Genomic DNA, 26,449 nt, shown 5'->3' on the forward strand with positions numbered 1-26,449 from the left:
TTAATCATGTTAAGATCTATGTATTCAGGTGTTTCAGGTATGCGCGGATTTCAAACCAAGCTGGATGTTATCGGCAATAACATCGCCAATGTGAACACAGTCGGTTTCAAATCGGGCCGCGTAATGTTCAAGGACATCATGAGCCAAACCGTATCAGGCGTTACTGCTCCGGTTGAAGGCGGTCAGGGCGGGGTCAATGCGCAGCAGATTGGCCTTGGAGTAAGCATCGGTTCCGTAGACACCATGCATCTGGCGGGCAGTGCCATGACTACCAACAACCCTACCGACCTGCGGATTGACGGAGACGGCTTCTTCGTGGTTAGACTTTCGGATGATCAGGAGACCCCTTTTCTGACCCGTGCCGGTGATTTCCATATGGATGCAGCCCGCAACCTGATCACTTCCGATGGATTGCATGTTCTGAATTCCGATGGCGAGGCTATTCAACTTGCAGCGGAAGTAACGGCGTTCTCAATCTCCAGCGACGGCACCATCGTACAGACGATGGCTGACGGAACAACTGAGCCGGGCGTTAGAATCGGTATGGCTAAAGTAAGCAATCCGCAAGGTTTGGAGAAAATCGGCGGCAATCTGTACCGCATGACACTGAATGCGAATGCCGACGGTGAGCTTGTGATAACGACTCCGAATGATGCGGAAGCAGGTACAGGGAAAATCGTCTCCGGTCAGCTGGAAATGTCCAATGTTGATCTGACGGGTGAGTTTACTGAAATGATCGTAACCCAGCGCGGCTTTCAGGCGAACTCACGGATTATTACAACTTCTGATGAAGTCCTTCAGGAAGTTGTTAACCTCAAGCGTTAATTTTTAAACCATAATCATAAACTTGCTGTATTGTGAAGTCTTGGGGGAGGAACTCCTCCCCCTATTTTTGTTAGGAGGCCTGTTATGATTTCGGTAACAAGATTGAATGGAACGCCAATGTTTTTAAATGCTTTGCTGGTAGAAATGGTAGAGGAAGGCCCGGATACTTACATTACACTGGTAACCGGAAAAAGACTGATCGTGCTTGAAAAAGCCGACGAGGTCATACGTAAGATCCGAGATTATAACAGGGACATAGGCACATATGCTGCCACCATTAAAGTCCAGTCTATGGAGGAGCTCTCATGAAAAAGATGATGCCGTGGCTCATTACAATTTTACTTGCGGTAACACTCATCGTAGTAGCTGCATTTTTACTAATGGATAAGATCTTCCCAAGCGATGCGAATGATGTGAAAGCAGCAGTTCAAAATGTGGAAACCAACAGAATGAGTGCTGATCAAATCGTCGAACTGACGGCGCAAATCACCGATATCAAAACTAATCTTGCCGATCCCGATTACATCCTTTCAGTAGACATCGCGTTCCAATTGGATACAGCGAAGTCCAAGGAAGAATTCGAAAAGATAAAAGCTATTAAGATCACGCCGCTAATTATTAAGGCGATTGCCGATACCAAACCAGAGGATCTGAATGGTGCTAGCGGCAAAGATCAAATCAGCAGCAAGCTGGTGAATATAATCAACAAGAATTTGACTGAAGGGTCTATAACCCAAATCGAATTCACTAAATTCATTATGGCTTCTATTTAGCTGCTGGCGGGTTTAATTGTTTGATGGGGGGTGATTGAATTGGTTGATGTACTATCACAAAATGAAATTGATGCTCTGCTTGCCGCACTTTCATCCGGTGAAATGGATGCCGACGAACTTAAAAAAGAAGAAACCCAGAAAAAAATCCGCTCTTACGATTTCAAACGGGCCGTACGCTTCTCGAAAGATCATATCCGCAGTCTTACGCGGATTCATGATAACTTTGCCCGCTATCTTACGACGTACTTTTCGGCCCAATTGCGTACCTTTGTGCAGATCAGTGTCGTACAAGTAGAGCAGCTCCCTTATGATGAGTTCATCCGTTCCATTCCAAAAATGACGATTCTGAATATTTTCGAAGCGGAACCGCTGGAGGGACGAATGGTCATGGAGGTGCATCCGAATATTGCCTTTGCCATGCTCGATAGGCTGCTGGGCGGTTTTGGAACAGCACCAAGCAAGATTAATGCACTGACCGAAATTGAAACAACCATCATGGAGAGGATTTTCAGCAGATGCTTTGAAAGTCTACAGGAAGCCTGGAAGACGGTTCTGGATATTAATCCACGGATGGAAGCTCTGGAGACGAACCCGCAATTCATGCAGATTGTATCACCGAATGAAACGATTGCGCTGATCTCGTTAAGCACCAAAATAGGCGACACTACCGGGATGATCAATCTATGTATCCCTCATGTCGTACTGGAGCCGATTATGACAAGGCTGTCCGTACACCAATGGTTTGTTTCTGAGAAGAAGGTGCGGGACGAGGTTGAACTTGAATCTATCCGTTCGAGAGTTCACAGGGCGCAGCTGCCTATAGTTGCAGAGCTGGGTGAATCCAGGTTATCCATAGCTGAATTTCTCGGGCTTAGCGTCGGCGACGTAATCTCTCTCAATAAGACCGTGGATTCCGGGCTGTCGATCAAAGTAGGGGACAAGCTGAAATTCATTGGAAGTCCAGGGATGATTAAAGAGCGTGTAGCTGTGCAAATAGACGAGATTGTCAGTGAAGGAGCTGAAGAGTTTGACGAGTAAAGACTATTTATCCCAAGAAGAGATCGATGCTCTTCTCAGACAGTCCGCGGAAGGCTCAATGGAACCACAGGAAAAGACAGTTGATGATTACCTGACACCATTTGAGCAGGATGCGCTGGGGGAAATCGGCAATATTACTTTTGGCAGTGCAGCGACTGCACTTTCCACTTTGCTGGGTAAGAAGGTTGATATTACGACTCCGCAAGTGTCCATCATTACCCGCGGACAGTTTGAGGAAGCTTTTCCTAAACCTCATGTTGCCGTACATGTACAGTACGTGGATGGTTTTCAAGGCATTAACTCATTGGTAATTAAAATCAGGGATGCGCAAGTCATTGCCGACTTAATGCTTGGCGGTGAAGGAGAACCGAAGGATGAAGAGCTGAATGAAATTCATATCAGCGCCGTGCAGGAAGCAATGAACCAGATGATGGGCTCATCTGCTACCTCCATGTCAACGATCTTCAACCGGTTCGTCAACATCTCGCCTCCGGGAATCGACATCCTGAATATGTCGAGTGGAGAAGGGGTAGGCAGTCTTCCGGATGACGAAACCTTGATTCAAATTTCCTTCCGTCTGAAGATCGGGGATCTTATCGACTCCACGATTATGCAGCTTTTGCCGGTTCAGTTCGCCAAGGATATGGTCAGCATGCTGCTCGGAGATGTCAGCCAGGCGGATCAGGAGGCGGCTGTGTCGACAGCGGATAAGTCTGCTGCACCAGCGCCTGCATCTGCACCTGCCCAGGCTCCTGCAGCCCCTCCAGTGCAGCAGACACCGTCTGGACCTGGTGAAGTGCCGCCGCAATATCCGCCGCAGGGAATGCCTGAAGGAGGCTATTATTATCCACCGGCAGGAATGCCCGCTTATGGAATGCCGGGCGTGCCGCCATATGGAGTACCGCCGCAGGGAGTGCCTTACGGACAGGTTCCACCGCAGGCGCCGCCTCCTGGACGCAATGTAAATGTACAGCCTGTTCAATTCGCTAATCTTAGCGCAGGAGCCTTTGGCAATATTGATGAAAATAATTTAAATTTATTGATGGACATACCACTGAGAGTGACCGTAGAATTAGGAAGGACCCAGAAGCAGATCAAAGATATTCTGGAAATGTCGCAAGGTTCGATTATCGAGCTGGACAAGCTGGCTGGTGAGCCTGTTGACATTCTGGTGAACAACAAGCTCATTGCCAAGGGTGAAGTCGTAGTTATCGACGAAAACTTCGGTGTTCGCGTTACGGATATCGTCAGCCAGTGGGACCGAATTCAAAAATTACAATAAGCATACTTAGGGAGGATTTTTTAAAAATGGCTAACCGAATTCTAATCGTGGACGATGCAGCATTTATGAGAATGATGATCCGGGATATTTTGTCAAAGAACGGATTTGAGGTAGTGGGTGAAGCCCAGGACGGTTCGCAGGCTATTGAGAAGTTTAAAGAACTGCGTCCGGATCTGATCACGATGGATATTACCATGCCTGAAATGGACGGAATTGCCGCCCTTAAAGAAATCAAAAAAGTAGATGCCAATGCCAAGGTCATCATGTGTTCAGCCATGGGTCAGCAGGCTATGGTCATTGACGCGATTCAAGCGGGTGCCAAGGACTTTATCGTTAAACCGTTCCAGGCAGACCGTGTTATTGAAGCGATCAATAAAACGCTGGGCGTGTAGGAATCAGACATGCCGGCTAACAGCGAACCGCTGGGAAACAGTAATCCCCTGCTGAATTTGCTCAACGTTATTTTTGTCCTTGCGGCAATCGTCATTCTTATAGTGCTGCTGATCCGTTTTCTTGGCCGCCGCAATCAGACGTTAATGAGCGGGCGCTCCATCCGAACGCTGGGTGCGCTCGGACTGGGCCCCAATAAGTCTGTGCAGATTATTGAAATCGGCGGCAGCCTTTACATGATCGGGGTCGGTGAGAATATATCCATGCTGGATAAAATCACGGACCCGGCGGAAGTGGCACTTATCATTTCTACGTTTGAAGAAGAGTCGTCAGGACAGAACAACTTTCTGGTGCCGCTCATTTCCAAAATCAAAGCCAAGGTGCGCGGTGAGGTTCCATCGCAGGAAATCGAACTTAGTGAAACATCCTCTTTTTATGAGACCCTGCAATCCAAGCTTGCACTTGCACCTGAGCGCAACGAAAAGATGGAAGAGCTTCTCCGGGATGATGCACTTAAAGATGAGTCGAGGGATTTATGAAAAAAAAGCTGATTCTTTCATTTCTGCTGCTCGGTATGTTCAGTGTTTTGCTTTTGCATCCGATACACGCTGATCCTATACCGAACATTAATATTCAAGTAGGCGACAGTAACGGCTCAAGCAGCGGGGGTACCAGTTCCATCTCTATTCTGCTACTTGTGACAGTTCTGAGTGTAGCCCCGGCTTTTCTAGTTCTAATGACGAGCTTCACACGGATCGTCATCGTATTGGGTTTTGTCAGAACCTCACTCGGTACACAGCAGATGCCTCCGAACCAAGTGCTTGTAGGATTGGCGCTTTTTCTTACTCTCTTCATAATGTCGCCTACACTTGCACAGGTGAATGAAACGGCGCTGCAGCCGTACATGAAAGGTACCTTAACTCAGTCCGAAGCGCTTAATAAAGCAGCCGAACCGATGAAGGAATTCATGTTCAAACAGACGGACACCAAAGATCTGCTTTTGTTTATGAATTACACGGGCAACAATGCCACGGTCAAACCCGCCACGTACAATGATATTCCGTTGACAGTGATGGTGCCGGCTTTTGCCATTGGTGAAATGAAAAAGGCGTTTACAATGGGCTTCATGATTTTTATACCATTTCTGATCATTGATATTGTAGTTTCGAGTACACTGATGGCCATGGGGATGATGATGCTGCCTCCGGTCATGATTTCATTACCGTTCAAAATAATGCTCTTCGTACTGGTAGACGGCTGGTACTTAGTTGTAAAATCACTGCTGATGAGTTTTAACACCTGACGTATAAGAGGAGGCATAAGGGATGAATACGGAGTTTATTATCGGTCTAGCCGGCCAAGCCGTATATTTGGTGCTGGAAACAAGCGCTCCCATGCTGATTCTTGGTCTGGTGGTAGGACTGATAGTCAGTATTTTCCAAGCTACAACCCAGATTCAGGAGCAGACGCTTGCGTTCGTTCCCAAAATCGTCGCCGTACTGCTTGCATTACTGCTGTTCGGCCCTTGGATCATTACGAAGCTGGTAGACTTCACCAGTCAAATATTGGGCAGTCTCTACATGTATATCGGTTAAGACTATGGATATGGAGACCCTTCTGCAAAGTTTTCCCGTCTTTCTGTTGATTTTTTGTCGAATTTCCGCCTTTTTTGTTGTAATACCAGTGTTTTCTTCTCAGAGTCTGCCGGCAACTTTCAAAATTGGATTGTCCTTTTTTGTCGCCTTAGTTGTCTTCAGCTCAAGGGGGACCGGCATTGTTGTTCCGCAGGACCTCACCTACATTCTGCTAGTGGCCAGGGAAGCGTTGATAGGTTTGCTGCTCGGGTTCATCGGCTATCTGATGTTTATGACGATTCAGACGGCCGGATCCTTCATTGATATTCAAATCGGATTTGGGATTGCCAACGTCATTGACCCAATGACTGGAGCATCAGCCCCAATCATAGGTAACTTTAAGTACATGATTGCCCTGCTGCTGTTTCTGAGCATGAATGGACATCATTACTTGCTGAATGCGATCGTATACAGCTATAACTGGGTACCTCTAGACAACGATTTGTTTGTCAAAATGATCAATGGCAGCCTTTCAGAATTTCTGGTCCGCTCTTTTGCCCAATCTTTTATGCTGGCCTTTCAAATGTCGGCACCTTTGGTTACCGCGCTGTTTCTTACGGATATCGGTTTAGCCTTTCTGGCAAGAACCGCTCCGCAATATAATGTATTCGTCATCGGGGTACCGCTCAAAATTATTATAGGTCTCGCGCTGCTTCTTATTCTGATGCCGAGTCTGGCTGCGTTGTTCCAGAATCTCTTCGACATTATGTTTGAGTCCATGCAAAATTTGCTGGGGCTTATGGGGAAGAGTCCTTAGGTGACTGTAAGGAGAGAGTGTAATGCCGAAGCCGAAACGATATAAATTGGATCTTCAGCATTTTGGGGGGGACAAGACAGAGAAAGCCACCCCGAAAAAACGTCAGGATGCCCGTAAAAAGGGTCAGGTAGCCAAAAGTGCCGAACTTTCCGGTGCGGTTGTATTGTTTTCGGCGCTGCTTAGTCTGACGATGTTCGGAAGTTTCATGAAAGAACGTTTTATGAGTTTGTATTTGGATGTTTTTCAGAATCGCATGATGATGGAAGTAACAGCGGAAAATGTGTCCAAGATGTTCAACGAGTATGGTCTGCAGATACTGATTCTGCTGGCCCCGCTGCTCGGGATTACCTTCTTACTCGCACTAGTCGTGAATTTTGCACAGGTTGGCTTTATGGCCTCAGGTGAGGGGATTACGCCTAAGTTCAGCAAGATTAATCCAATCAAAGGGTTCAAAAATATATTTTCCATGCGTTCGTTTGTGGAATTCCTGAAATCGGTCTTTAAACTGGTGCTGATTGCCTATCTGGTTTACAGCACGCTTTGGGGAGAGAAAGAGAGTTTTGCCGGTCTTTCACATGTGAATGCGGAGGGTGTATACCGTTTCACTGCAAAGATGACCATGAATCTTGGCATCAAAATAGCAGCTGTATTGTTTATTATGGCAGTTCTCGATTATATGTACCAGAAGTACGAACATGAAAAAAGTCTGAAAATGTCCAAGCAGGACATTAAAGATGAATACAAAAAGATGGAGGGCGATCCCTTAATTAAAGGAAAGATCAGGGAGCGCCAACGCCGAATGGCAATGCAGCGGATGATGCAGGAAGTGCCAAAGGCGGATGTGATCATTACGAATCCTACGCACTTTGCCGTTGCCCTTAAATATGACGGTTCCAAAATGGAGGCTCCGCAGATTATAGCCAAAGGCCAGGATTATGTGGCGCTCCGCATTCGAGAGCTGGCTAAGGAGCATGGTGTTGTGACTATGGAGAACAAGCCGCTGGCACGGGCATTATTCCAAAGAGCAGAAATTGGCGATGTCGTTCCTGCCGATCTGTTCCAGGCGGTTGCCGAAGTGCTGGCCTATGTATACAAGCTTAAAGGTAAGAGGAGATAAGCCGGGGGAGGTAAAGGACATTGAAAGCTAAAGATCTAACAGTTCTACTGGGCGTTATCGGTATTGTGCTTATGATGATTCTGCCCATCCCGGTCTGGCTTCTGGATGTACTGCTGATTGTCAATATTTCGATAGCACTAACCATTATTTTGGTCGCAATGAATACAAAGGATCCGCTGCAATTTTCGATTTTCCCTTCTTTGCTGTTGATCACAACGTTATTCCGTCTCGCACTCAACATTTCCACTACTAAGCTGATCCTTAAGGATGGTCATGCGGGTGAAGTTGTTGCCACGTTCGGCAGCTGGATTGCCGGGGGACAAATCGCTATCGGATTCATCGTCTTTCTAATTCTGGTTGTTGTGCAGTTCATTGTTATTACCAAAGGTTCGGAACGTGTTGCTGAAGTAGGCGCCCGGTTTACATTGGACGCGATGCCCGGTAAACAAATGAGTATTGATGCTGATTTGAATGCAGGGATGATTAATGAACAGCAGGCACGGGAACGCCGCCGGAATGTTGAACGCGAAGCTGACTTCTTCGGATCAATGGATGGTGCGAGTAAATTCGTGAAAGGTGACGCAATTGCCAGTATCATCATCTTGCTGATCAACCTGATCGGCGGTTTCGTCATCGGGATGACTATTCATGGACTGTCGTTTCAGGATGCACTTTCGACATATTCCGTACTGACAATTGGTGATGGACTGGTCAGCCAAATTCCTGCTTTGCTCATTTCAACCGCTTCCGGTTTGATCGTTACACGGGCGGCGTCAGAAGGGAACCTGGCAGAGGATTTGACAGGCCAATTATTGTCCTATCCGAAGCTCTTGTATATCGTTGCGGCGACAATTGCCTTCCTTGGATTCTTCACTCCGATTACAGTAATGTCTACCTTGCCCCTGGCAGCACTCATGGGATATGCGGCTTACAGCATGGGCCAGAAGGCAAACCAAAAACAGATTGCCGAGGAACAACTGGTTGAGGAGAAGCAGATTGAAGAAGTGCGGAGTCCGGAGAGCGTCATAAACTTGCTTACAGTGGATCCCATTGAATTTGAGTTCGGTTACGGACTTATTCCTCTGGCCGATACAGGTCAGGGCGGAGATTTACTCGACAGAATTATCATGATTAGACGGCAATGTGCCCTAGAAATGGGACTTGTGGTGCCTGTTATTCGTATTCGCGACAATATTCAGCTAAAACCGAATGAATATGTCATAAAAATTAAAGGGAATAATGTCGGCGGTGGTGAATTATTACTTAATCACTATCTTGCCATGAGTCCCGGTTATGATGATGAATCTATAAACGGTATTGAGACTGTTGAACCATCTTTTGGACTTCCGGCACTTTGGATTGACGAATCGGTGAAAGAACGGGCGGAATTATCCGGCTACACCGTAGTTGATCCGCCTTCCGTGGTTGCTACGCATTTGACGGAGCTGATCAAACGTCATGGGCATGAGCTGCTAGGACGTCAGGAAACCAAACAGCTGGTCGACAATCTCCGGGAGAATTACCCCGTGCTGGTTGATGAACTTATTCCTTCGGTACTGGCAATTGGTGATGTTCAGAAGGTGCTCGGCAAGCTGCTGCGTGAAAAGATTTCGATCCGCGATCTGGTGACGATCTTCGAAACGCTGGCAGACTATGGTACTTACACCAAAGATCCTGATATCCTGACCGAGTATGTCCGCCAGTCGTTGTCGAGACAGATTACACAGCAATTTTCCCAAGTGGGAGAGACGCTGCGTGTAATTACTGTCGGACCTAACTTGGAGAAGAAAATTTCCGAAAGTGTGCAGCAAACGGAACAGGGCAGCTATCTGGCACTGGATCCGGTTTCGACACAAACCGTGTACCAGCGGCTTACGGAACAGATCAACCGTTTGCTTCAGTCCGGGCAGCAGCCTATCGTACTGACTTCACCGACCATTCGTATGTATTTGCGGCAGGTTATTGAGCGGACGATGCAGGATATTCCGGTGTTGTCCTACAGCGAACTGGAACCTAATATCGAAATTCAAAGCGTTGGAGTGGTGAACTTATGAGAGTGAAGCGTTATGTGGTCGATACGATGCCTGACGCCATGCATTCCATCCGCAGCGAGCTAGGAAGCGATGCCGTCATCCTAAGCACCAAGGAAGTTAAAGTCGGCGGATTTATGGGCATGTTTAAAAAGAAAAAAATTGAAGTTGTAGCCGCAGTGGAAGAGGTGCGGAAGCCGGCTGTACCTGAAAAGGCTCCTGTACAATCGCTGAATGTTCCGCGTAGCGCAGTGCCACAGGCCTATCAGAAAGCCGCCACAGCATCATCGCCGTCAGCATCGCTCACGAAGGAGCCTGCGGCTGGCCGGAGCTTTGCTGAAATTGCCGCTGCCATATCGGAAGCCTCCGGGATTGCTGAGGCAGGAGGGAATGTAGCCGTTCTGCCTTCAACTGCAACCGCAACCGTAACTGCTGTTGAGGAACAGAAAGAGGAATTGGATAGAGAGCTTGCATATGCAATGCAGGCCTCTGCTCCGAAGGAACAGCCTGGTTCGGTCACGGCACTTTACGAGAACTTTGGTGCTGAACCCAATCCGCCCGCAGTCTCGGTAGCGGAAAGTGATGTCCTTCGCGAAATCAGGGACATGAAGCACTGGATGGAACGTATCGCCCGCTACTCTTCAAGCGGAGTGGAATTGCCCGAGCAGCTGGAACAGCTTAAGATCCGTTTACTGGACCAGGAGACTGACCCGGTGCTGGTGGAGGAATGGATCAGCAATGTGTTTACCCGCTGGAATGATGAGGGGCGTACCGGAGCACCTGATCAATTCGGTGAAATGCTGAAAGCTCAGGTGGATGAATTTTTGTCAGGCCGTATTGCAAACGGAATTGCGGCGGATACGCGGATTGTTTACATTGCCGGGCCAACCGGAGTGGGCAAAACAACAACAATCGCTAAGCTGGCGGCAGAGCAGCTGTTTAAACAAGGCAGGAAGGTTGGCCTCATTACCTCCGACACTTACCGGATTTCCGCGGTGGAGCAGCTGCGTACGTATGCATCGATACTGAATATTCCGCTGGAGGTTGTTCAATCCCCGGGAGATTTGCAAAGAGCGTTGTTCCGCCTGGAGAGCTGTGACCTCGTTTTGATGGATACGGCAGGCCGGAATTACCGTAATGAGATGCTCGTCGCTGAACTTCAGAGCCTGCTGGCCAAGGAACTTAAGAGTGAAACTTTCCTTGTACTCAGCCTAACCTCTAAAAGCCGCGATATGAAGACGATCGCCGAGCATTTCGGCCGTTATCAGCTTGACAAGGTTATCTTCACAAAGCTGGACGAGACAGGAAGCTATGGTCCGTTATTTAATGTTCTGAATGACTTCCCTCTTATGCTGTCTTATATAACGAATGGCCAGAATGTGCCAGATGACCTGCTAATGGCTACCAATGAGCAGCTATCAGGGATGTTGCTGGGAACAGGAGGGGCGTAATGGATCAGGCGCAGTCCTTGAGACAGCTGGTGTCCAACAAGGACACCAAACTCGTGCCCAAAGACGGGATTTCCGCCAGAATCATCACTGTATGCAGTGGAAAAGGCGGTGTCGGAAAGTCGAATTTCACGCTGAACTTTGCATTAGCGCTGAAGGCAATGGGCCGTAAGGTACTATTGTTCGACGCCGATATCGGAATGGCCAATATAGACGTGCTAATGGGTGTCTCTTCTAAATATAATTTGTACCATCTGCTGAAAAGAGAGGCGGATATCGGACAAATTATTCAGACGGGCCCAGGCGGTCTACAATTCATTGCAGGCGGATCGGGTATGGATGAGCTGTTTTCTCTCTCGGAATCAGATTTGAATTACTTTACAACACAGATTGCGCAAATTGCTGATACTATGGATTTTATCCTGTTCGATACGGGGGCAGGACTTTCCAAAGAAACGCTCAAATTTATTAGCTCGGCGGATGATTGCCTTGTAGTAACAACCCCTGAGCCTACAGCTATAACTGATGCATATGCATTGATGAAGGTAGTGCACAATTCCTTTCCCGAAACTTCCTTTAGACTGATTGTGAACCAAGCAGGAGACGAGAGGGAAGCGAAAGCAACCAGCGACAAAATCCGCATGGCGGCAAGCCGCTTTTTACAATTAGATATTCCGTTTCTCGGGTATATGAGTAGTGATGCACATGTTGTTCAGGCAGTTAAGAAACAAGTTCCATTCTCAGTGGCTTTTCCGAACAGTGCAGCAGCCAAAGACGTACAGCGGCTTGCCCAAAACTATTTGGCCGCGGATTCAGCGGAACCAAGCAAGGTAGAGGGCATAAAGGGATTTATCAACAGGTGGTTGAAGCGTAAATAATAATTGTTCTGAATTAGAGGAGCAGAGGTGGAAATGATATGAAGCCATATAAAGTTTTGGTTGTTGATGATTCTGCATTTATGCGCAAGATCATTTCCGATTTAATTGAAAATGACGCGAACTTCCAGGTCACCGCTACGGCTTCAAACGGCCGTGAAGCTATTGAGAAAGTGAATCAGCTTTCTCCGGATCTGGTAACGATGGATGTGGAGATGCCGGAAATGAACGGCCTGGAGGCGCTGAAAATAATAATGGCCCAGCGTCCGCTGCCGGTGATCATGCTCTCAGGAATCAATGAGCAGGGCATGAAGGAAACGATTATGGCGCTGGAGTCAGGAGCATTTGATTTCATACGTAAGCCATCCATTTCCAACTCCCAGGATATTATTGCTGTAGGAGAATCTCTCCGGGAGCAAATGAAAGAAGCGATGATGGCCCGTGAGCAGCGTGAAGCTCGAGCATCCGCCTCCAAGAGTGAGGACAAGCCGCCAGCTGCGGTTACTCCAAAACCTCTTGCGGATCCTCCTGTACGCAAGCAGGAACTTCCCAAGAAAGCAAAAGCTGCGGAAGTTCCCGGCACGTCAGCACGAGACAAGCTGAAGCCGGAGGCAAAGACCGCGTCCCCTAAGGAAACGGGCAAGAATTTGCTTGATAAGCAGCCAGGGAATAGCGGATTCCCGCGAAATCCTGTCAAGCCTACTGCAGCTCCGGTAACCCCGGCATCATCTGAAAAAGCAAAAAACCGCTTCAAAGCGAACTCTACTCCAGTTACACCTGATGTACGTCCGCAACTGGATGGGGTCCCCGGTACGTTCGCCGAACCTCCTGCAGCTTCGGCTGACCGGAAGTCCGGCAGTACTAAAGGGCTGCGCAAGCTTGTTGCTGTAGGCTGCTCTACAGGCGGGCCTCGTGCGCTCAAGGCGTTTTTGGAGAACATCCCGGCTGAATTTCCGGCACCGATTGTCATTGTCCAGCATATGCCGCCCAATTTCACCAAATCCTTGGCCCAGCGGCTTAATACCTTCAGCCCGCTTGAGGTTGCAGAAGCGGAGCATGGCATGATCCTTCGCCAAGGAGCGGCTTATATCGCTCCCGGAGGTTATCATCTGAAGGTTGTTCCAGCAGCAGGCGGACAATATGCGATTGAGCTTACGAGTGAGGATGCCCGTAATGGGCATCGTCCATCCGTGGACATGATGTTCGAATCACTATTGCCGCTTACCACGCTGGAACGGCATGCGGTGATTATGACAGGTATGGGCAGCGATGGTGCCAGAATGATGAAGTCCCTATATGATTCGGGTGTAACCTCAACCTTCGCTGAAAGTGAAGAAACCTGCGTTGTATATGGAATGCCGCGATCTGCGGTGGAATTGAATTGCGTTAAACATATCCTGCCTTTGCATGAAATTGCTCCAAGGCTGGTGCAAGCCGTTAAATAATGGAAAAGCGAACTTGAAGGGGAGGTGCTCGTTAGTGGACATGAACCAATATTTATCCATGTTTATTGATGAGTCAAATGATCATCTGCAGTCATTGAACGAAAGTATGATGGGGTTGGAAGCAAATCCTGATGATCTGAGTATTGTACAGGTAATATTCCGCTCTGCGCACACCTTAAAAGGTATGGCGGCTACGATGGGTTTTGAGGATTTGGCTTCTCTTACCCACCAGATGGAAAATGTTCTGGATTTAGTGCGCAATAACAAGCTGCGGATGCAGGATTTCATTTTTGACACACTGTTCAAAAGTCTGGATGCCCTGGAATCAATGGTTGAGGATATTACGGCTGGGGGCGAAGGTAAGGCAGATGTCTCGGCAATTGTGACTTCTCTTCAGGCCATTGTTCGAGGTGAAGTTCCTACTGCAGCCGGTGCCGCTGCCGAGGTTACAGCTGCAGCTCAAAAGACTGGAGACGCTCCGGTGTTTTTAGATGAATTCCAATACTCGGTTCTGCAGCAGTCGCTGCAGGAGGGCCATCAGGTGCTTTATGTGGACGTAGCGATCCGTCAGGATTGTCAGCTTAAAGCGGTGCGGGCATATATGGTTTTCGATCTTCTGGAACGTTCAGGAGAGGTGGTCAAATCCTTCCCTTCGGTTCAGGATATAGAGCAGGAAAAATTCGATTACGGCTTTTCCCTCTATTACATAACCCAAAAGGACGCAAGTGAAATTCAATCCATGATCCTAAACTTATCGGAAATTGATAAGGTTACGGCTTTAGCCCTTGATCAAGAGACACTGGAACAGATGGTGCAGGATATGGCTGCCGCTACTGTGGAAGCACCGGTTCAAGAGGCGGCTGCTCCCGAAGCGGCACCGGCTGCAGCACCGGTCAGAGAAGAAGCAATCAAAGCGGCAGCTGCCAAAACAGTTGCAGCGCCTTCCCGGACGATCCGCGTAGATATCGAACGCCTGGATGTGCTGATGAACTTGTTTAGTGAACTGCTGATCGACCGTGTCCGTCTGGAACAGCTGGCTACAGAAGTGCAGAATAGTGACCTTACTGAGACTGTTGAACATATGGGACGGGTCAGCGGCGATTTGCAGAACATTGTCATGAAGCTGCGCATGGTACCGGTCGACACTGTATTTAACCGTTTCCCCCGTATGGTTCGTGACCTTGCCAAATCTCTGGACAAAAAAATCGATCTGATCGTTACTGGTGCTGAAACAGAGCTTGACCGTACTGTTATTGATGAGATCGGTGATCCGCTGGTGCATTTGCTCCGTAATGCCGTTGACCATGGGGTTGAAGGCGTACAGGAGCGTATTGCTGCCGGCAAACCGGAGACGGGTACGATAAATCTGCGAGCTTTCCATAGCGGCAATCACGTCTTTATCGAAATTGAGGAGGACGGAGCCGGAATAAATCCCCAGAAAATCCTGAAATCCGCTGTTAAGAAGGGAATTCTTACTCAGGATCAGGCTGCTGGCTATTCGGATGATGAAGCCATTCAACTTTTGTTCTCACCGGGCTTCAGTACCGCAGAGGTTATCTCTGACGTATCGGGGCGCGGAGTCGGACTCGATGTCGTGAAATCCAAGATTACTTCTCTTGGCGGCAACGTGGTTGTTTATTCCACCTTCGGCAAAGGAACTAACTTTTCAGTACAGCTTCCACTAACCTTATCGATTATCGCGGCCATGCTGGTGCGGCTTGGTTCCGAGAAATATGCCATTCCGCTTTCTTCCATCGTGGAGACTGGGATTGTGAAGAAAACTCAGATCCGCACGATTCATAGCAACAAAATGATTGAATTCCGTAACGGTCATATCCCTCTGCTTTCACTGAGCAAATTCTTCTCGGTGCCTGATTTTGATGAAAGTACTGAAGAGGAAACGGAAATAGTAGTAGTCCGCAAAGGGGAACGCCTCGTAGCCCTGGCCGTTCAGGATTTTATTGGGCAGAACGAAATCGTCATCAAGAATCTTGGCAAGTATCTGCCTGAGGTTCAAGGCATCTCCGGGGCGACCATACTTGGTGACGGTCAGGTCGCACTTATTATTGATCCGAATGCTTTTATTAAATAATCAGGTTAGAACAGGGAGGTTCATTCCATGGCTGAAGATATCAAAGTAATCGTGTTTAAACTAGGCTCTGAAGAGTACGGCATTGAAGTGGAGAAAGTCCAAACTATTGAACGCATGATGCCAATTACCCGTGTGCCGAAGACCTACTCCTTTATTAAGGGAGTTATCAATTTGCGCGGAGTGGTTATTCCGGTAATTGATTTGCGGGGCCGTTTCGGAATTGAGGAAGCTGATCATACTGACCAGACCCGTATCATTATCGTCAATGTAAATGCAATGGAAGTTGGTTTTATTGTGGACTCGGCCAATGATGTTATTGACTTGAACCGCGATTCCATCGATACACCACCGGAGGTTGTGGGGGGCATCAGAGCGAAGTATCTGGACGGGGTGGCCAAAATTGGAGAAGAACGTTTGCTGATCATGCTCAATTTGAACGAGGTGCTGAACAAGGGCGAAATCGTGCAATTGGAAAGCCTAGAGGGCTAACATATGGAGCTTTTCAAAAACTTCAAGGATTTTAAAATGGATGTCCTTAAGGAAGTGGGCAACATTGGAGCTGGTAACGCCGCCACCGCGTTATCTCAGCTTCTTGGCAAGCCGATCGACATGGCTGTTCCGAAAGTGCAGCTGCTGAGCTTTGAAGAAATCACTGAAAAGGTCGGAGGAGCAGAAGAACTGGTATATGCGGTTTTCCTGCGGGTCGAGGGTGAAGCACCGGGCAATCTCTTTTTCATTCTTACTCCGGAAGCGGCTATAAGCCTGCTTAACCGGGTTGCCGGTATTGAGATTTCTCCCGAGCAGGAGCTGGGTGAAATGGAGCTTTCGGCTTTGAATGAAATTGGCAACATTCTTGCCGGGTCTTACCTTTCTTCCCTTGCCGACTTCACCTCGCTTTCCATGTACCCTACAGTGCCTGCACTGGCCATGGACATGGCCGGGGCCATTCTGGGCTACGGTCTGCTGCAGTTCGGTCAGATGGGCGATGATGCTTTGCTGATCGACACGACTTTCCTGGAAGGCAAGGACGAAATTGAAGGACAGTTCTTTCTTATTCCCGATCCAGAATCATTCCCGAAGATCTTTAAATCATTAGGAGTACCGTTTGATAATGATTGAAGAACAAAGCATTATTAAAGTAGGTATGGCAGATCTTAATGTAGGAAGCCAAGACAGCCTTGTGCGTACAACAGGTCTTGGTTCCTGCGTGGGGCTTACATTGTTTGATCCTGGGAAGAAGCTGGCGGGGATGGCGCATGTGATGCTGCCTTCGTCGGATATCGCACGTGAGGGACAAATGAACATTGCCAAATTTGCAGATACCGCAGTGCCGGAGCTTCTGAACCGCTTGCTTGCACTTGGAGCAATGCGCAGCCGGATCGTGGCCAAGATGGCCGGAGGCTCTCAAATGTTTGCCTTTGCCGGGGGGAATGACACCATGAGGATCGGGCCTCGTAATGTGGAATCCTGTAAGCTTGCTTTGGAGGCGCTAAAGATCCCTTTGATTGCCGAGGACACGGGCGGCAATTTTGGCCGCACCATTGAAATTTCCTGCAGTACCGGTATACTCTATATCCGCAGCGTGCAAAAAGGCACTAGGGAAATATAACCATGAGCAGAAAAATAGTAGTGAACATCATCGTTGGAGCGATAGGATTTTTGTTTACCTTTTTTGTGAACTATGGGCATAATTTACTTGGAACAAGTTTAATTCGGGCCAGTTTTGGATTTATTATTTGGTTTGTGCTTGCATTCCTCTTAAGTTGGGTATTGGGTTTTATTGCTGGACAGTCTGTAGAACCAGAAGATGCTGAGACAAACTTAGAGGGCAATGAGGCGCTGGGTGGCAATTTCGATGTCATTACTCCGGATGAGGATGAAGAATTAATAAACCTGCTGAAACCGAAGCCGGCCGAAGAAAGCGGAAGCAGTGAAGGTTTTACACCGCTGCTGCCGCCTAAACTGGTCTCTATGAAAGATCCTGAAGAATTGGCCAAGGCCGTTCGTCACCTGAAAGAAGAATAAGCGTGTGCTATTGCGGAAGTGGCTCACCTGTTCCGTGTTATGCCCGCTGACTAAACTTTGGGAAGGGTGAAAGCCGTTGAACGAGCATAAAGCTTCTCAATCGGAAACTGACGGGCTCTGGGAACAGTGGAAAGAGCAAGGTAATCCCGAAGCCAAAAAAAAGCTGATTGAGAATTACCTCCATATTGTAGATTACGTGTCCAGCCGCTTGGCAGTCGGATTACCCAAAAATGTATCTAAAGATGATTTGGCCAGCAACGGTGTCATGGGTTTGATTGATGCCATCGAGAAATTCGACTATAAGCGGGGACTCCAGTTTCAGACTTATGCTTCCTGGCGTGTGCGTGGAGCGATTCTTGATTCATTGCGCCAGAGCGACTGGGTTCCCAGGTCCGTGAGGGAGAAAGCCAAAAAAATCGAAGATGCTTACCAGCAGCTGGAGCAGAAATACCTAAGATCAGTCAGTGACGAGGAAATGAGCGAATATCTGAATGTTACGGAGACGGAGTTTCAGAATATGCTGCAGGACGTAGCAGTAATGTCGCTCTGCTCACTAGAGGATCCTATTCGCGAGGAAGAATCAGAGACACGCTTGTCCATCCTGGTGGATGATAAAGCCAAAAATCCGGATCGCAAAGTAAATGAGTTTTATTTGCGCGATACGCTCACTAAAGGCATCGAGAAACTAACGGTGAAAGAAAGGACCGTTGTGTCCCTTTTATATTATGAAGATTTATCATTAAGCGAGATCGCCGAGGTGATGTCACTGTCGCCTTCACGGATTTCGCAGCTTCATTCAAAAGCTATTTTGCGGCTGAGAGGAACACTTGAGAAAAATCGCGATCTTCTCATGCAAAACGATTAACCGGGCGACGGTGACAAGGGGGAGCAAAATTGATCGGTAATTATGCTTTGAACCAGTACGTGAGTATCACGTTTTCGGAGGATAAAGGGATTGCGTACCTCCAATTTTCCAAGAAGGATGAAAACTTCTCCTGTTCGAGTGAAGATCTCGAAAGCTTCCTAAACAGTCACAATATTCGTTACGGTATTCAGCGGGATATTGTACAGCGAATCAGCAGTAATCCAGAAGAGTATTTCTTCAACAGAGTGCCAATTGCGATTGGTGATCCCGCGGAGAATGGTACGGATGGGCGGGTGGTCCTTACTATTGATATGGAGGTGGACCGCAAACCGCTCGAAAAAGCTGATGGCAAGGTCGATTATAAGGACCTGGTCCGTCTTCACAATGTTAAGAAAGGCCAGTTGATTGCCAGAAAAATTCCGCCGATGCCCGGCAAAAGCGGCAATACGGTTACCGGTGAGGAAATTCCGTATCGAGCGGGAAAAGATGCCCACTTTAAAGTCGGCAAAAATGTTCTGATCGATCAAGATGAAACTTCGATGTATGCCGCGATGGACGGACTCGTTACTCTGACGGAGAAGGGCAAGGTCAATGTTTTCCCGGTTTATGAAGTCAACGGTGATGTTGATTACAGTACGGGAAATATTGATTTTGTAGGGACAGTTGTTATTCGCGGCAATGTCTTGACCGGGTTTACGGTTAAATCTGCCGGAGATATCCGTGTGGTTGGCGGAGTGGAAGGTGCTGAACTGATCTCCGGGGGATCGATCGAGATTGCCGGCGGAATTATCGGGTATAACAAGGGACTCGTCAGTGCAGGCAAAAATGTAAAAGTATCGTTCATCCAGGATGGAAATGTCGTCGCCGGGGAGGATGTTATCGTTTCCCAAAGTATTATGCACTCTAATATCCGGGCAGGCCGGGATGTGCTTTGCAATGGTTCAAAGGGACTTATAGTAGGTGGAGTTGTACAAGCCGGTGAAAGAGTTGTAGCAAGAACCATCGGAAATACGATGTCTACGGCGACTGCCATTGAGGTTGGCGTTGTACCAGAACTCCGAAATGAGATTAACGATCTGCGCCTGGAGCTGCGGCAGCTGCTTGAAAATGAGGATAAAACCAACAAAGCGCTGTACCTGCTGAATCAATTGGCGAACAATGGTCAGCTTGCTCCTGATAAGGTTGCTTTGCGCGTCAAACTGAACGCCACCAAACAATCGCATATGCGTGAAGAGAAGCGCATTAAAGAGCGTGTACTGGAAATTGAAAGAATGCTCGAGGATACAGTTAGAGCCAGGGTGGAAGTAGTTAAGACCATCTACGGAGGTTCTAAAATCGTAATTGGCAGATATACACGATTTGTCAAGGATCCTACGGAACGGGTTGTCTTTATTTATAGTGAAGGCGATATCACTTTGGCGCCGTACGTTTAATCAGGCGGGCAGCGACAGGCGGCCGGCCATCCTTGATGTCTAAATACAGCAGGCTCTGGAAGGATTTGCGAATCTTGGGACGGCCCGTCCGTTTCTACTTATGAGAAGAGGGTTGCTATGAGTCTGAAACCGGTGGAATTGCAGATTGCCCTGCCCCGGACAACTGACGCGGGCAAAGTCCAGCATGGGCTGCAGCATCGTCCTGCTGTAGATCAGCAGCAGCTCGCAGGACAGAATGTCAAGCAGAGCTCGGAGCTGGCCCATCGCAGCACTGAGGTTGACGAATCTGCGGAATCTGCGCTGCGCAATGATGATAGCCAGGGAAATCATGCGGGAAGTCAGTCCTCTTCCCATCAACAAGAGAAACAGCAGACGTCTCACGACGCTGAACATCCCTATAAGGGCCGACGGATCGATCTCAGTCTCTGAGAGGATATAATTTGATATGTAAAAGGAGATAGGGCACTTGCAACCATGGGTATATATCGTGCTGGTAGGCGCTGTCGCTATCGTTTATGCCCTGAGACTGCCGGCGCGTGCAAAAGAAGACTCAGCCGATAAGCAGAGTCTAAAGGAAACAGAAGCGGCGCTTGAACTATATATGGCGGACATCGAGCGGGAAAATGATAAAATGCTGCAGCTTGTCAGCAGCATCAAACAGCAATCCCAGAACAACAGAACAGCAATGCAGGAGGAGATCGATTCACTTCGGGAGCAAGTTGCCGATCTGCAAAAGAAGTCAATGCTGCTTGAAACGCGTCTGACGGCTGAAGAAAAGGGCCTGCTGCAGCTAACAGCTTCATTTGCCAAGGAATCTTCAGCCAGCCGCGCTTCAGAAGCTGTGAGACCGCCATCAACAGAGCACGCTGCAGAACAGCCTGAGCCGAAACCAAAGCCGGTCAACTCGATCAAATTGCGTTATCCGCGATTGTTCGAGCTGCATGAGCAAGGAAAGTCTATTGACGCTATCGCTAAGACAGCAGGACTTCAGCGTGGAGAGGTTCAACTGATTCTGCAGCTGGCCAAGCAGGAGGAGACGGTATGATCAAGAATCGTTCCTTCATGTTCGGACTAGGTACAGGCCTGATTGCAGGAGCATTGCTGCTGCAAGTGATGATCACCGGGGGAGCCGCTCCCTTGTCCAAGGAGAAGCTAATTAAGGAAGCTGCGAAGCTGAACCTTACCGTAACCGATCCGAGTGCAACACCTACTGCCACTAGTAATACAGGCGAGACAGGAGAGGGAACAGAAGGATCAGGGAAAGAGGGGCCAGCTGCGGTTGTTCCGTCAGCAAACGAACCCGCCGCTCCAGCTTCGCCTGCTTCTACGCCGCAAGCAGCGGTGGAGCCAAGCGCTGCCGCTGCTCCTTCTGAACCAGCTACCCCGTCAAAGCCTGCAAGCGAAAAGAAACCATCCACAGTTGCGCCAGCTACTCCGGAGGTTGCCGTAAACGGCTCGATATCTGTTACAATTCCTACCGGCAGCACACTTACGGAAACTGCCGATTTGCTGGTAAAAGCAGGTGTAATTACGGATAAGAATAAGTTTCTTCAGACGGCAGTAAGCCGTAAAGCCAATACGAAAATTCAATATGGACGGTACAGCTTTACTAAAGGCGAGAGCAATAATGTTATCATTGACAAGCTGATTACAGTGAAATAATTTATCTTAGAACTTTGAAATTCACAAAACTTTTCATGAATCGTTGCATACATTATTTTATTATGGTATAGTAATTGACGGTGTTAAAACACACGCCGGTTGATTTCGACAAGGGGTGCTTTCTTCTGAAGGAAGTCTTGTAGAAAAATGACACGCGGCGGAGGAGACACACAATAAACCAAAACTAGGAGGTGTGTGAAGATGGCAGTAATTTCCATGAAGCAGCTTCTCGAAGCTGGGGTACACTTCGGTCATCAGACTCGTCGTTGGAATCCAAAGATGGATCGTTATATCTTCACTGAAAGAAACGGAATTTACATTATTGACCTGCAAAAAACGGTTAAAAAGGTAGAGGAAGCTTACAACTTTGTAAAAAGCGTCGCTGGCGACAACGGCACAATCCTATTCGTAGGAACAAAGAAACAAGCTCAAGATTCCGTAAAAGAAGAAGCTGAACGTTCGGGTATGTTCTTCATTAACCAACGTTGGCTGGGTGGTACCCTGACTAACTTCCAAACTATTCAGAAGCGTATTGATCGCCTGAAGAAACTGGAAGCTTGGGAAGAAGACGGTACCTTCGCAGTTCTGCCTAAGAAAGAAGTAATCCTTCTCCGCAAAGAGAAAGATCGTCTTGAAAAATTCCTGGGCGGTATCAAGAACATGAAAGGTCTGCCAAGCGCGCTGTTCATCATTGACCCGCGTAAAGAGCGTATCGCTGTTGCGGAAGCTCGCAAATTGGGTATCCCTATCGTGGCTATCGTTGATACTAACTGTGATCCGGACGAAATCGACTATGTTATCCCGGGCAACGACGACGCAATCCGCGCCGTGAAATTGCTTACTGGTAAAATGGCTGATGCCGTTGTCGAAGCTCACCAGGGTGAAGACACAACTACTGCTTAAATAGTAGCCGGAATCAAACAAGAACTTAAATGAAAAGGGTGGTTGGCAGGTGGATAACCTCTCACTGCCCTTTTTTTAGGATAATGGACCAAAATGGTATAAAACGACAATTATCTGGAGGGAATAACAATGGCAGTAGATGCAAAAGCAGTAAAGGAACTTCGTGAAAGAACAGGCGCAGGGATGCTGGATTGCAAAAAGGCGCTTGAAGAAGCTAACAATGATATCACCAAAGCCGCTGAATTGCTTCGCGAAAAAGGTCTTTCCGCAGCAGCTAACAAAGCTGGACGTATTGCTACTGAAGGTACTGTAGAATCTTACATCCACGCTGGCGGACGTATTGGCGTACTTGTAGAAATCAACTGCGAAACTGACTTCGTAGGTAAAACGGATTCCTTCAAAGAATTTGCACGCGATATCGCAATGCAAATTGCTGCAGCTAACCCGCTGTATGTTCGTCGTGAAGAAGTTCCGGCAGAAGCTGTAGAGAAAGAAAAAGAAATTCTGAAGGCACAAGCGCTTAATGAAGGCAAGCCTGAGAAAATCGTTGAAAAAATGGTTGAAGGCCGTATCAGCAAGTTCTACGAAGAATATTGTTTGCTTGAGCAACCCTTCGTTAAAGATCCGGACAAAACCATTTCCCAGCTGCTGAACGAAAAAATCAGCACCATTGGCGAAAACATCTCCATCCGTCGTTTTGTTCGTTTTGAACTGGGCGAAGGTCTGGAAAAGAAAGTCGACAACTTTGTTGAAGAAGTAATGGCGCAAGTTAATCAATAAGAAGCAAGACTGATTACAACTTCATTGAACTGAATAATGCAAGCATCAAATGAACGGAACACAGGCACAATCGTGTTCCGTCTTTTGTAAGAAAGTGAGGGTATACATTTGGAACAGCCGGTATTTAAAAGAGTAGTCCTTAAGGTAAGCGGTGAGTCACTATCAGGACAAAACGGATATGGCATTGATGCCGAGACGATTATTTCCATCGCAGAGCAGGTCAAGGAAGTTGTTGAGCTTGGAGTTCAAGTCGCTATTGTTTGCGGCGGAGGCAATATCTGGCGCGGAATCGCAGGAAGCGCAAGCGGTATAGACCGTGCAACGGCCGACTACATGGGGATGCTGGCAACAGTGATGAACTCACTTGCACTGCAGGATGCATTGGAGCAAATCGATGTTCCTACCCGGGTACAGACCTCCATTTCGATGCAGCAGATTGCTGAACCGTACATCCGCCGCCGTGCCATTCGCCATTTGGAGAAAGGCCGCGTGGTAATCTTTGCCGCAGGAACGGGCAACCCCTTCTTCTCGACGGATACGACGGCAGCTCTCAGAGCAGCTGAGATTGAAGCGGAAGTTATCCTGATGGCGAAGAATAAAGTGGACGGTGTCTACTCAGCAGATCCTTTCAAAGACAGTACTGCCGAGAAATACGAGCAGCTGACCTACATGGACGTGCTGAACAAAAATCTTGGCGTCATGGATTCCACTGCATCCTCTCTGTGCATGGATAATAATATACCGCTCATTGTGTTTGCTATTACAGAGCAAGGCAATATCAAACGTGTCGTTCTCGGTGAGAAGATCGGGACGATTGTTAAAGGGAGTGTAGATTAATGCCACAAGCGGTCAAGAAAAATGCCGAAGAGCGTATGGAAAAAGCGATTTTGTCGCTGAAACGCGATTTGGCCTCATTGCGGGCGGGACGCGCTTCGACAGCGCTGCTGGATCGCATTCAAGTTGAATATTATGGTGCACCTACCCCTGTCAACCAGCTGGCCAACATCAGCACACCGGATTCACGGACGCTGCTGATTCAGCCTTGGGACAGATCATCGCTTTCCGACATTGAACGGGCAATTATGAAGTCCGATCTGGGACTTACACCGGCTAATGACGGTACAATCATCCGTTTGTCTATTCCTGCGTTAACCGAGGAACGCCGCACTGAGCTTGTGAAGTTCACCAAAAAGTTTGGTGAAGAAGCAAAGGTAGCCATTCGCAACATCCGCCGCGATGCCAACGATGATATCAAGAAAATGGAGAAGAACGGCATCTCCGAAGATGAATCACACGGACACCAAGAAGATATTCAGAAATCAACGGATAAGTTCATAGCTGAAGTTGATAAGGTGCTCTTGTCCAAAGAAAAAGAGATTATGGAAGTATAATGACAATCAAGAGACTTCAGGGCCCCTCCGTTTATGGTGGGGTTTGTCTCTTTCTGATAAGAGCTTGGAGGAAACGGAAATGATCAAACGGATTCAAGCATGGCTGAGCCGTAAAGACAGGCAGGAGCCACAGCCAGTCGAGATTTCACCGGACAACATTCCCCGGCATGTGGCTGTAATTATGGACGGCAATGGACGCTGGGCTAAACGGCGTGGTTTGCCACGCATTGTCGGCCATCAGAATGGAATGAAAGCTGTAAAACGTGCAACAATTGCCGCCAACGACCTGGGCGTTGAGTTTTTGACCATGTACGCTTTTTCTACAGAGAACTGGAAACGTCCTAAGGATGAAGTTGACTTCCTGATGCGTTTGCCTGTGGAGTTCCTGGCCCTTGAACTGGACGAGCTGATTGAGAAAAACGTACAAGTGCGCGTGATGGGTGATACCGACGCTTTGCCTACACATACCCGGAAGGCGATGGAAGAAGCCGTTGCCCGGACACAAGGGAATACTGGACTTATATTAAATTTTGCCCTGAATTACGGAGGTCGTAAAGAAATCGAGGATTGCATGCGCGGATTGGGTCAGGATATCCAAGCAGGCCTGCTGTCCCCGGAGGAGATTACATCGGAGCTGATCGACAGCCGACTGTTATCAGGCGGACTGCCGGATCCGGATCTGCTGATCCGGACCAGTGGAGAGATGCGGCTCAGCAACTTTATGCTCTGGCAGGTTGCTTACAGTGAGCTCTGGTTTACAGATGTATTCTGGCCGGAGTTTGATAAAACGCATTTGCTGCAGGCTGTGGCGGAGTACCAGAGACGCACACGCCGTTATGGTGGACTGAAGTAGCCTGATGGGAGATGGGAATCTTTGAAGCAGCGATTGATCACCGGAATTGTTGCCGGAGCAGTGTTTTTGGGATTGTGTTTTTTGGGCGGCTGGGCTTATCAGCTTTTGCTTGCCGGTATGGCGCTCATCGGGTTTTATGAATTTGTTAAAATGACAGGTGTCCGGGTGTTTGGCGGTACTGCGATACTTGGTTATGCTGCTGTAGCCTGCTACATGATTCCTTGGAGCCTGCTCGAAGTTAATCCATGGCTGTCCTGGGAACAAGGCATATGGCTTCTTCTGCTGCTGTTCCTGCTGGTGACGGTGTTCAGTAAGAATAAGCAGGATATTAAGATTACTTCACTCCTGTTCACAGGGATTGTATACATAGGAATGGGCTTTTCCTATATGGCTGTGGCCCGAGCTGCAGGCGACGGTCATGGGCTCTTCTGGACCTTCCTTTTGTTGTGCTGCATTTGGGGCAGTGATGCAGGTGCTTATTTTGTAGGGAGAAGCTTTGGGAGAAATAAGCTCTGGCCGGCAATCAGCCCCAATAAAACGGTAGAGGGAGCCCTTGGCGGGGTACTGATCTCTATCGTAATTTCCATTGTTTTCGCAATATTTGTTCCTGATCTGCTGACTTACGGACGCGCGCTGCTTATCGGTTTGTCCTGCGCTGTGCTCGGTCAGCTTGGAGATCTTGTACAATCTGCCTATAAACGGGTGTACGGTATTAAGGATTCAGGCTCGCTGCTGCCAGGTCATGGAGGAATTCTTGACCGCTGCGACAGCTGGATTATCGTATTTCCTTTCGTACATATCGTAATGCTTATGCCTTACTATTAAACGACG

The 26,449-nt window shown here is 48.1% G+C and carries 31 protein-coding genes; all 31 read left to right on the forward strand.

Going from position 1 to position 26,449, the window contains the following annotated elements; translation table 11 throughout:
• Nucleotides 1–6 precede the first annotated feature (6 nt).
• The 31 genes from flgG to ACAN56_RS31215 all read left to right on the forward strand — a co-directional run bounded on the left by flgG (nt 7) and on the right by ACAN56_RS31215 (nt 26,443).
• Nucleotides 7–825 carry a flagellar basal body rod protein FlgG gene (gene flgG, locus ACAN56_RS31065; RefSeq protein ID WP_038593510.1) on the forward strand — a complete coding sequence of 273 codons (819 nt, stop codon included), beginning with the start codon at nt 7–9 and terminating at the stop codon, nt 823–825.
• Between the two features lie 84 nt (nt 826–909).
• Nucleotides 910–1,134 (forward strand): flagellar FlbD family protein, encoded by a 225-nt coding sequence (locus tag ACAN56_RS31070; RefSeq protein WP_038593507.1) that lies wholly within the window; start codon nt 910–912, stop codon nt 1,132–1,134.
• On the forward strand, nt 1,131–1,598 hold the full coding sequence (locus tag ACAN56_RS31075; RefSeq protein ID WP_038593503.1) for a flagellar basal body-associated FliL family protein: 468 nt from the start codon (nt 1,131–1,133) through the stop codon (nt 1,596–1,598). The genes ACAN56_RS31070 and ACAN56_RS31075 overlap by 4 nt, the downstream gene beginning before the upstream one ends.
• A 39-nt stretch (nt 1,599–1,637) precedes the next feature.
• The gene (gene fliM / locus ACAN56_RS31080; RefSeq protein ID WP_038593500.1) at nt 1,638–2,636 is read left to right on the forward strand and encodes a flagellar motor switch protein FliM; all 999 of its coding nucleotides are present in this window, start codon (nt 1,638–1,640) and stop codon (nt 2,634–2,636) included.
• On the forward strand, nt 2,626–3,918 hold the full coding sequence (gene fliY / locus ACAN56_RS31085) for a flagellar motor switch phosphatase FliY (protein WP_379147688.1): 1,293 nt from the start codon (nt 2,626–2,628) through the stop codon (nt 3,916–3,918). The genes fliM and fliY overlap by 11 nt, the downstream gene beginning before the upstream one ends.
• 26 nt (nt 3,919–3,944) lie before the next feature.
• Nucleotides 3,945–4,310, forward strand: a complete 366-nt coding sequence (locus ACAN56_RS31090; protein ID WP_019910416.1) for a response regulator — start codon at nt 3,945–3,947, stop codon at nt 4,308–4,310.
• Between the two features lie 9 nt (nt 4,311–4,319).
• The gene (locus ACAN56_RS31095; RefSeq protein WP_038593494.1) at nt 4,320–4,847 is read left to right on the forward strand and encodes a flagellar biosynthetic protein FliO; all 528 of its coding nucleotides are present in this window, start codon (nt 4,320–4,322) and stop codon (nt 4,845–4,847) included.
• Nucleotides 4,844–5,611 (forward strand): flagellar type III secretion system pore protein FliP, encoded by a 768-nt coding sequence (fliP, locus tag ACAN56_RS31100; protein WP_038593491.1) that lies wholly within the window; start codon nt 4,844–4,846, stop codon nt 5,609–5,611. The genes ACAN56_RS31095 and fliP overlap by 4 nt, the downstream gene beginning before the upstream one ends.
• A gap of 22 nt (nt 5,612–5,633) precedes the next feature.
• Nucleotides 5,634–5,903 (forward strand): flagellar biosynthesis protein FliQ, encoded by a 270-nt coding sequence (gene fliQ, locus ACAN56_RS31105; RefSeq protein ID WP_038593488.1) that lies wholly within the window; start codon nt 5,634–5,636, stop codon nt 5,901–5,903.
• A gap of 10 nt (nt 5,904–5,913) precedes the next feature.
• Complete coding sequence (gene fliR, locus ACAN56_RS31110) at nt 5,914–6,699, forward strand: flagellar biosynthetic protein FliR (RefSeq protein ID WP_038600090.1); 786 nt, start codon at nt 5,914–5,916, stop codon at nt 6,697–6,699.
• Between the two features lie 22 nt (nt 6,700–6,721).
• The gene (gene flhB / locus ACAN56_RS31115; RefSeq protein ID WP_379147691.1) at nt 6,722–7,816 is read left to right on the forward strand and encodes a flagellar biosynthesis protein FlhB; all 1,095 of its coding nucleotides are present in this window, start codon (nt 6,722–6,724) and stop codon (nt 7,814–7,816) included.
• 20 nt (nt 7,817–7,836) lie between these two features.
• Nucleotides 7,837–9,870, forward strand: coding sequence for a flagellar biosynthesis protein FlhA (gene flhA / locus ACAN56_RS31120; protein ID WP_038593482.1), 2,034 nt, complete (start codon nt 7,837–7,839; stop codon nt 9,868–9,870).
• Nucleotides 9,867–11,297 carry a flagellar biosynthesis GTPase FlhF gene (gene flhF, locus ACAN56_RS31125; RefSeq protein WP_379147694.1) on the forward strand — a complete coding sequence of 477 codons (1,431 nt, stop codon included), beginning with the start codon at nt 9,867–9,869 and terminating at the stop codon, nt 11,295–11,297. The genes flhA and flhF overlap by 4 nt, the downstream gene beginning before the upstream one ends.
• Nucleotides 11,297–12,172, forward strand: a complete 876-nt coding sequence (locus ACAN56_RS31130) for a MinD/ParA family protein (RefSeq protein WP_379147696.1) — start codon at nt 11,297–11,299, stop codon at nt 12,170–12,172. The genes flhF and ACAN56_RS31130 overlap by 1 nt, the downstream gene beginning before the upstream one ends.
• Before the next feature lie 38 nt (nt 12,173–12,210).
• Nucleotides 12,211–13,614 (forward strand): protein-glutamate methylesterase/protein-glutamine glutaminase, encoded by a 1,404-nt coding sequence (locus tag ACAN56_RS31135; protein ID WP_379147697.1) that lies wholly within the window; start codon nt 12,211–12,213, stop codon nt 13,612–13,614.
• A gap of 34 nt (nt 13,615–13,648) precedes the next feature.
• Nucleotides 13,649–15,706 (forward strand): chemotaxis protein CheA, encoded by a 2,058-nt coding sequence (locus ACAN56_RS31140; RefSeq protein WP_038593474.1) that lies wholly within the window; start codon nt 13,649–13,651, stop codon nt 15,704–15,706.
• Nucleotides 15,707–15,733: 27 nt separating this feature from the next.
• Nucleotides 15,734–16,195 carry a chemotaxis protein CheW gene (locus ACAN56_RS31145; RefSeq protein ID WP_038593472.1) on the forward strand — a complete coding sequence of 154 codons (462 nt, stop codon included), beginning with the start codon at nt 15,734–15,736 and terminating at the stop codon, nt 16,193–16,195.
• Between the two features lie 3 nt (nt 16,196–16,198).
• Nucleotides 16,199–16,825, forward strand: coding sequence for a chemotaxis protein CheC (locus ACAN56_RS31150; RefSeq protein ID WP_038593470.1), 627 nt, complete (start codon nt 16,199–16,201; stop codon nt 16,823–16,825).
• Nucleotides 16,818–17,315 carry a chemotaxis protein CheD gene (locus tag ACAN56_RS31155; RefSeq protein WP_038593467.1) on the forward strand — a complete coding sequence of 166 codons (498 nt, stop codon included), beginning with the start codon at nt 16,818–16,820 and terminating at the stop codon, nt 17,313–17,315. The genes ACAN56_RS31150 and ACAN56_RS31155 overlap by 8 nt, the downstream gene beginning before the upstream one ends.
• A 2-nt stretch (nt 17,316–17,317) precedes the next feature.
• Entirely contained in the window at nt 17,318–17,731 is a 414-nt protein-coding gene (locus ACAN56_RS31160; protein ID WP_379147701.1) for a hypothetical protein, read from the forward strand.
• Between the two features lie 76 nt (nt 17,732–17,807).
• On the forward strand, nt 17,808–18,596 hold the full coding sequence (locus tag ACAN56_RS31165) for a FliA/WhiG family RNA polymerase sigma factor (RefSeq protein ID WP_038593460.1): 789 nt from the start codon (nt 17,808–17,810) through the stop codon (nt 18,594–18,596).
• 29 nt (nt 18,597–18,625) lie between these two features.
• A complete protein-coding gene (locus ACAN56_RS31170; protein WP_379147704.1) occupies nt 18,626–20,029 on the forward strand; it encodes a flagellar assembly protein A in 1,404 nt (467 codons plus the stop codon).
• A gap of 117 nt (nt 20,030–20,146) precedes the next feature.
• On the forward strand, nt 20,147–20,458 hold the full coding sequence (locus tag ACAN56_RS31175; RefSeq protein WP_038593454.1) for a hypothetical protein: 312 nt from the start codon (nt 20,147–20,149) through the stop codon (nt 20,456–20,458).
• A gap of 37 nt (nt 20,459–20,495) precedes the next feature.
• Nucleotides 20,496–21,074, forward strand: a complete 579-nt coding sequence (locus ACAN56_RS31180; protein WP_038593451.1) for a hypothetical protein — start codon at nt 20,496–20,498, stop codon at nt 21,072–21,074.
• Entirely contained in the window at nt 21,071–21,691 is a 621-nt protein-coding gene (locus ACAN56_RS31185) for a hypothetical protein (protein WP_379147706.1), read from the forward strand. The genes ACAN56_RS31180 and ACAN56_RS31185 overlap by 4 nt, the downstream gene beginning before the upstream one ends.
• Before the next feature lie 201 nt (nt 21,692–21,892).
• Nucleotides 21,893–22,594: a 30S ribosomal protein S2 gene (gene rpsB / locus ACAN56_RS31190; RefSeq protein ID WP_036692565.1), complete on the forward strand. Its 702-nt coding sequence runs from the start codon at nt 21,893–21,895 to the stop codon at nt 22,592–22,594.
• Between the two features lie 129 nt (nt 22,595–22,723).
• Entirely contained in the window at nt 22,724–23,374 is a 651-nt protein-coding gene (tsf, locus tag ACAN56_RS31195) for a translation elongation factor Ts (protein WP_038593448.1), read from the forward strand.
• A gap of 108 nt (nt 23,375–23,482) precedes the next feature.
• Nucleotides 23,483–24,211, forward strand: a complete 729-nt coding sequence (gene pyrH, locus ACAN56_RS31200) for a UMP kinase (RefSeq protein WP_038593446.1) — start codon at nt 23,483–23,485, stop codon at nt 24,209–24,211.
• Nucleotides 24,211–24,765, forward strand: coding sequence for a ribosome recycling factor (frr, locus tag ACAN56_RS31205; protein WP_038593444.1), 555 nt, complete (start codon nt 24,211–24,213; stop codon nt 24,763–24,765). Before pyrH ends, frr begins: the two co-directional genes overlap by 1 nt.
• Before the next feature lie 79 nt (nt 24,766–24,844).
• Nucleotides 24,845–25,618, forward strand: coding sequence for an undecaprenyl pyrophosphate synthase (gene uppS / locus ACAN56_RS31210; RefSeq protein ID WP_038593442.1), 774 nt, complete (start codon nt 24,845–24,847; stop codon nt 25,616–25,618).
• Nucleotides 25,619–25,639: 21 nt separating this feature from the next.
• Complete coding sequence (locus tag ACAN56_RS31215) at nt 25,640–26,443, forward strand: phosphatidate cytidylyltransferase (RefSeq protein WP_379147711.1); 804 nt, start codon at nt 25,640–25,642, stop codon at nt 26,441–26,443.
• Nucleotides 26,444–26,449: the final 6 nt, after the last annotated feature.

The sequence above is a fragment of the Paenibacillus paludis genome (assembly GCF_042610515.1).
Taxonomy (GTDB): Bacteria; Bacillota; Bacilli; order Paenibacillales; family Paenibacillaceae; genus Paenibacillus_AQ.

Coding starts and splice junctions, on each gene's coding strand:
- flgG (WP_038593510.1), top strand. CDS start 7: ATGTTAAGATCTATGTATTCAGGTGTTTCAGGTATGCGCGGATTTCAA.
- ACAN56_RS31095 (WP_038593494.1), top strand. CDS start 4,320: ATGCCGGCTAACAGCGAACCGCTGGGAAACAGTAATCCCCTGCTGAAT.
- fliQ (WP_038593488.1), top strand. CDS start 5,634: ATGAATACGGAGTTTATTATCGGTCTAGCCGGCCAAGCCGTATATTTG.
- ACAN56_RS31160 (WP_379147701.1), top strand. CDS start 17,318: ATGAGCAGAAAAATAGTAGTGAACATCATCGTTGGAGCGATAGGATTT.
- flhB (WP_379147691.1), top strand. CDS start 6,722: ATGCCGAAGCCGAAACGATATAAATTGGATCTTCAGCATTTTGGGGGG.
- ACAN56_RS31075 (WP_038593503.1), top strand. CDS start 1,131: ATGAAAAAGATGATGCCGTGGCTCATTACAATTTTACTTGCGGTAACA.
- flhF (WP_379147694.1), top strand. CDS start 9,867: ATGAGAGTGAAGCGTTATGTGGTCGATACGATGCCTGACGCCATGCAT.
- fliR (WP_038600090.1), top strand. CDS start 5,914: ATGGAGACCCTTCTGCAAAGTTTTCCCGTCTTTCTGTTGATTTTTTGT.
- frr (WP_038593444.1), top strand. CDS start 24,211: ATGCCACAAGCGGTCAAGAAAAATGCCGAAGAGCGTATGGAAAAAGCG.
- ACAN56_RS31130 (WP_379147696.1), top strand. CDS start 11,297: ATGGATCAGGCGCAGTCCTTGAGACAGCTGGTGTCCAACAAGGACACC.
- fliP (WP_038593491.1), top strand. CDS start 4,844: ATGAAAAAAAAGCTGATTCTTTCATTTCTGCTGCTCGGTATGTTCAGT.
- ACAN56_RS31155 (WP_038593467.1), top strand. CDS start 16,818: ATGATTGAAGAACAAAGCATTATTAAAGTAGGTATGGCAGATCTTAAT.
- tsf (WP_038593448.1), top strand. CDS start 22,724: ATGGCAGTAGATGCAAAAGCAGTAAAGGAACTTCGTGAAAGAACAGGC.
- ACAN56_RS31145 (WP_038593472.1), top strand. CDS start 15,734: ATGGCTGAAGATATCAAAGTAATCGTGTTTAAACTAGGCTCTGAAGAG.
- ACAN56_RS31135 (WP_379147697.1), top strand. CDS start 12,211: ATGAAGCCATATAAAGTTTTGGTTGTTGATGATTCTGCATTTATGCGC.
- ACAN56_RS31175 (WP_038593454.1), top strand. CDS start 20,147: ATGAGTCTGAAACCGGTGGAATTGCAGATTGCCCTGCCCCGGACAACT.
- rpsB (WP_036692565.1), top strand. CDS start 21,893: ATGGCAGTAATTTCCATGAAGCAGCTTCTCGAAGCTGGGGTACACTTC.
- uppS (WP_038593442.1), top strand. CDS start 24,845: ATGATCAAACGGATTCAAGCATGGCTGAGCCGTAAAGACAGGCAGGAG.
- ACAN56_RS31090 (WP_019910416.1), top strand. CDS start 3,945: ATGGCTAACCGAATTCTAATCGTGGACGATGCAGCATTTATGAGAATG.
- ACAN56_RS31185 (WP_379147706.1), top strand. CDS start 21,071: ATGATCAAGAATCGTTCCTTCATGTTCGGACTAGGTACAGGCCTGATT.
- ACAN56_RS31070 (WP_038593507.1), top strand. CDS start 910: ATGATTTCGGTAACAAGATTGAATGGAACGCCAATGTTTTTAAATGCT.
- ACAN56_RS31150 (WP_038593470.1), top strand. CDS start 16,199: ATGGAGCTTTTCAAAAACTTCAAGGATTTTAAAATGGATGTCCTTAAG.